The organism is Draconibacterium orientale, assembly GCF_900111425.1.
GTDB lineage: Bacteria > Bacteroidota > Bacteroidia > Bacteroidales > Prolixibacteraceae > Draconibacterium > Draconibacterium orientale.
On record NZ_FOHT01000070.1, the window covers coordinates 1 to 5,146 of the forward strand.

Annotated in this window: 4 protein-coding genes; 2 read left to right on the plus strand and 2 right to left on the minus strand. The window is 42.6% G+C overall.

Annotated features, from left to right (window positions below):
- Positions 1-443 precede the first annotated feature (443 nt).
- Both cobO and BMW53_RS20385 read left to right on the plus strand, forming a co-directional pair.
- Positions 444-1,013: a cob(I)yrinic acid a,c-diamide adenosyltransferase gene (gene cobO / locus BMW53_RS20380; RefSeq protein ID WP_256999162.1), complete on the plus strand. Its 570-nt coding sequence runs from the start codon at positions 444-446 to the stop codon at positions 1,011-1,013.
- Positions 1,014-1,460: 447 nt separating this feature from the next.
- Positions 1,461-2,564 (plus strand): lipid II:glycine glycyltransferase FemX, encoded by a 1,104-nt coding sequence (locus BMW53_RS20385; RefSeq protein ID WP_038560049.1) that lies wholly within the window; start codon positions 1,461-1,463, stop codon positions 2,562-2,564.
- Between the two features lie 70 nt (positions 2,565-2,634).
- Here the strand turns inward: BMW53_RS20385 and fabF are convergent, their stop codons facing one another.
- The gene (gene fabF / locus BMW53_RS20390; protein WP_245749077.1) at positions 2,635-3,915 is read right to left on the minus strand and encodes a beta-ketoacyl-ACP synthase II; all 1,281 of its coding nucleotides are present in this window, start codon (positions 3,913-3,915) and stop codon (positions 2,635-2,637) included.
- Between the two features lie 121 nt (positions 3,916-4,036).
- Complete coding sequence (locus BMW53_RS20395) at positions 4,037-4,867, minus strand: nitroreductase family protein (RefSeq protein ID WP_038560044.1); 831 nt, start codon at positions 4,865-4,867, stop codon at positions 4,037-4,039.
- Positions 4,868-5,146 lie beyond the last annotated feature (279 nt).

Here is a 5,146-nt window from a genome sequence, read left to right on the forward strand (position 1 = left end):
TTTTGTGATATCGTCTTGGTTAAACTATTTTCAGTCATTGCCGTTACTGTCCAATTTTTTAAATGGGCATCGATTCCTATATAAATGTTTTGTCCATGAAAACTAATTGTTTTAACTTTCCCTTGCATAAGTGTTCATCTTTTTTGTTTCGCAAAAACTAATTTACAAAACTTGGATGCTTATGCACTTTTACAAACATACAGCCTTTCGGGAGCTCCCCTCAACAAGGGGAGCCGGCTAACACTAACTATAGCAAATTTCAGCTACCGAATCAAACCTCATATCTGCTAATCCCAAAAACCATTTTCCCTTCTTAAGGGAAAATGCCGACAGTTGAGCTTGCGAATTGAAAATCGGCCACAGCCAAATCCCGTACTTTACATCAGGGACAAAAAGGTAAAGCATTTAATTCTGGTTAATACATTTCTTCTCCAATCACAATTATTTTTAAAACCCTCCGAAAGAAACTACTTTTACCAAAAAACAAATCACAGACAATGAAAGGTTACGTACACATATACACCGGAAACGGAAAAGGCAAAACAACAGCAGCGTTTGGACTGGCTTTGCGGGCCTCAGGAGCCGAGAAAAAAGTATTTATCGCACAATTTGTTAAAGGAAAGCCTTACTCGGAAATTAAAGCCATAGAAAACTATCTCCCTGAGGTTGATTTAAAACAATACGGCCGCGGATGTTTTATTGTAAAAGAGCCTACTGATGCTGATATTGAAGCGACTCAACATGGTTTAAATGAAATTGCAGTGCTGGTTAAATCGGAGCGCTACGATTTAATTATTCTTGATGAAATTTTTATTGCGCTGCATTATAAACTCATTTCTATTGAAGCAGTAATTGAGTTGATTACCAACAAACCCGCCAACCTGGAGCTGGTGCTTACCGGCCGTTATGCTCCCGACGAAATTATTGAACTGGCCGACCTGGTTACCGAAATGAAAGAAGTAAAACACTACTACCAAAAAGGTGTGCAGGCGCGTAAGGGAATTGAATTTTAATTTTTGCACCGTGGTTTTAGCCCGGTGGGAAAAAGCCAATTCTGCTATTCAATCCGTAATCATCGCCCTTACGGACGATGCTATAATGTGCCGGGGCTTTACCCCTCAGCTGGCAAAGGACTGAAAGTCCGCTACTTTTTAGAGTAGTCCGCAAGAGCTACTTGGTTAGAAAAAAGGGATGCACATAAGGCAACATCCCATATTTAATCATCTCAAACAATGTTTTTCTATAAATCCTCCGGATCTCATCTACTATTCCTAAACAGGATGGAGACATCATAAAAACACCTAGAATGATAAGATTAATTATGAAATCATCGAGCACTTAGCAGCCTAAACAGCATGTTATCTCAAGTTTAACTTCTTAAAAATCACCCCTCCACAATTTTTATTCGCTAATGATTTGTATAGTTTCGCGGGCCAAAACAAAATTATAATCAGGGAAGTATGATTTGCGAGCTGGCGAAGAAAGACATTGAGGAACTTCAGACAACAAACATTTTACCACAAACCACTTTTTGGGGCCGTATAAAACGCAACCAGGGTTTTATTCCGAAAGGTTTTGAGCTCACTATTTCGCGCGATTTATTGGTTACCAGCGCCAATTCGCTGGAGAAAAAAGGCGAAGATTTGCTGGTACTCATCAAGTATGTAAACCCCAATGCTTGTTTTGCCTATGTTCCGTATGGCCCGAAAATGGAACCCACCTTTGAAAACCAGGGGCTGCTTTTAGAGCAGTTATCCGAATCGATACGACCGCACCTGCCTGCTAACTGTATTTTTATCCGTTACGACCTGACCTGGGAAAACCAGTGGGCCGCCGAAGATGATTATTTTGATGAGCAGGGAAACTGGATTGGTCCGCCACCCGCCCATACACAGGAATACCGGCTAAATTTTAACACCGTTACCGGTAATGTAAAGAAGAGTATCGAGGACAACCTGCCAAAAAATACCTTCTTTCTCGACCTTACTTTAAACGAGCAGGAGTTAATGTACAACATGCGCTACAATACCCGCTACAACGTACGCAAGGCCAATAAAAAAGGGATTCGGGTGCGCGAATACGGGCTGGAGCAAATTGGCGACTGGTATAAATTGTATTACGATACGGCCATACGTCATAACATGGCTATGCAAAGTCAGGAGTATTTTTCGTCGATTTTGAAAAACCAGGACAACAGCAAAAACGGCGTAACAGTAAAAATGCTAATGGCCGATATTGACGGGCGTTTTCTGTCGTCGATGTTTTTGGTATTATCGCGAAAACGCGGCACCTATTTGTATGGCGCCTCCACCTCGTGTAAAGACAATTTAATGGCCAGTTATGCGCTGCAATGGGAGTCGATACGCATCTCGAAAGAATGGGGTTGCACCGAATACGATATGTTTGGCTCGGCACCTAACCTAGACAGCAGTCACCCTTTACACGGTGTGCATATTTACAAAAAAGGTTTTGGCGGCAATCTGTACCACCGAATGGGTTGCTGGGATTATCCATACGACCGGAAACAGTACGATATTTTCCGCTTACAGGAAGCACAGAAATAGTTTCTCGCAGATTTCGCAGAATTACACGGATGAAATAAATCAGCGGTTATCTGCGAACTCTGCGTGCAACCTATTCCACCCACTTTTTAAACACCAAAGTAGCATTATGCCCGCCAAAACCAAAACTGTTGGTAATAGCCACATCAACTTTGGCATGAATACTTTCTCCGGTAACAATATTTATCGTGTCCGGAATTAAAGGATCGATAACGGTGGTATTGATCGTAGGTGGGATTATTCCGTTTTCGATGGCTTTTATACAAAGAATCGATTCAACGGCTCCGGCAGCTCCCAACAAATGGCCCGTCATCGATTTTGATGCACCGATTTTCAGGTTCTGCGGATTTTCGCCAAACAAGCGGCGCACCGCATTTATTTCGCTGATATCGCCAATGGGTGTCGATGTTGCGTGCGCATTCAGGTAATCCACCTCATCGGGTTTTATTCCGGCCTCGTATAATGCCAACTCCATCGATTTGGCAGCGCCTTCGCCATCGGGATGCGATGCAGCTACATGGTAGGCATCCGAAGTCATGGCAGCGCCAACAATTTCGGCATAAATTTTTGCACCACGTTTTTTGGCGTGTTCGTAATCTTCCAGAATCAGCGTTCCTGCGCCCTCTCCCATCACAAAGCCATCGCGGTTTACATCAAACGGCCGCGATGCCAGCTCAGAGTGCTCGTTGTTTACTGACAAAGCACGCATGGAATTAAAACCACCGATTCCCATTTCAATAATCCCGGCTTCCGATCCTCCGGTTACAAAAACCTTGGCTTTTCCCAGTTTTATGTAGCTGTAGGCATCCATAATTGCCGTGTTCGAGGTGGCACAAGCCGACGATGTGGTAAAGCTCATTCCTTTCAGACCATACTTTAGCGAAATCATTCCCGATGCCATATTTATAAGGGTTTTTGGCCCCAACATCGGACTAAAACGAGGAATGCCGGTTTGGGCATAAACTTTTGCTTCTTTTTCGTAATAGTCCATGCCTCCCTGGCCCGAGCCCCATATCACGCCAATGTCGTACGGATCGATGCTTGCCAGATCCAGGCCACTATCCCTCAAAGCTTCGCAGGTGGTAACCAGCGCGTATTGCGAAAACAGGTCGGTACATTTAATATCCGACCGGTCGAGATGTTCCTTTGCATCAAACTCTTTGAGCTCGCAGGCAAATTTTGTTTTAAAATTAGATGTATCGAATTTGGTAATAAGTGCTGCACCGCTGGTTCCGGCCACTGCATTTTTCCAAAATTCGTTAATATTATTTCCGATAGGCGTAAGTGCTCCAAGCCCGGTAATTACAACTCGTCGTTTTTCCATAAATAAAACGGCATTGCCATTAAGTGGCATGCATAATTTTTCTGATTTAGTTTTTAGTTTGTCCACAATACCTTTTGCGGCTATTGTGTTAAGGAGGCAAATATAACCACTTATTTAAAAGATAAACTTTATACCTCCGGCAATTTCAATTTTACTGCAGTTTAATCCGGTTCAGGTGCAGTCCTTCGCTTTGAACAGAGCGTGCATATTTCACGGCGGGTTTTCCGAAAAGCAACACACCTGCGATTACATGATCTTCGGGAAGACCAATTTTCCGTCCTAATTCAGGAACGATATCGCGAATTATCCATTTTACAAAACCATTCCACAGCGTTCCGATGCCGTTACTGTTGGCCAGCAGTTCGAAATAGCTTAAAGCAATGGTGCCATCGGTTTCGGGCGTGGCAATTGTTTTTGGTGCTGATGCAATCAATAAATGCGGAGCATTGCGGAAAACAACATCAATTTGTTTGCTGTACCACAAACGCTGAAAATCGTTCATAAATGCCATCGGTGCAGGAAGTTTTCCTTCGTCGGAAGCCTTTTTGATACCGGCATATGCATGTTCTCTAAATTTTGCCAGATCATTCTTGTTATCGACTACCGATAGCAGCACCGCATTTTTGTTGTGCCCGGTTGGCGCATAAGCGGCTGTTTCCAGCAATTCGTGAATAAATTCAGGCGCCAACTCATCGGCTTTGAATTTTCTGATCGAGCGGCGTGTTTTCACCAGCTGCGCCAGTGCCTCCGGATCGACAATATTCTTTTTAACCGGAATGCTGTCTTCCGGCTTCTTCCCCAAGATTGACAGTGCACCAGTTGGACAAATCGCCAAACAATGCTGACATTTTATACACAGCGCTTCTTTGCCTTCTTTTATTTCAGGGTATTCACTTTTTGGGTTGATTACCAGTGTTGGGCAATCGGCAGCGCACAAACCACATTGGGTACATTTCTGCTTATCTATTATAAAATCGATCATTTTGGTTTTTGTTTTTGGTAGTACAAAGATAGCAGTTGCAATGAGAACACTCCTTTTGAGTTTCTGCGAAAGGGGTAAAACAAAAAACAGGTAACATTTAGCTCATCAGCTACCTATTACCTGTTCTTTTAATATGAGGGATTGAATGAAATCGCTGTCCACTAATGATTATATAATATTAAAGATATTGAATATCCGTAAATACTCATAATTTGATTTATTTCATTATCTTTAAGGTAGTTAAAACGATATAGATGAACCTATTTACTTTCACAGCAC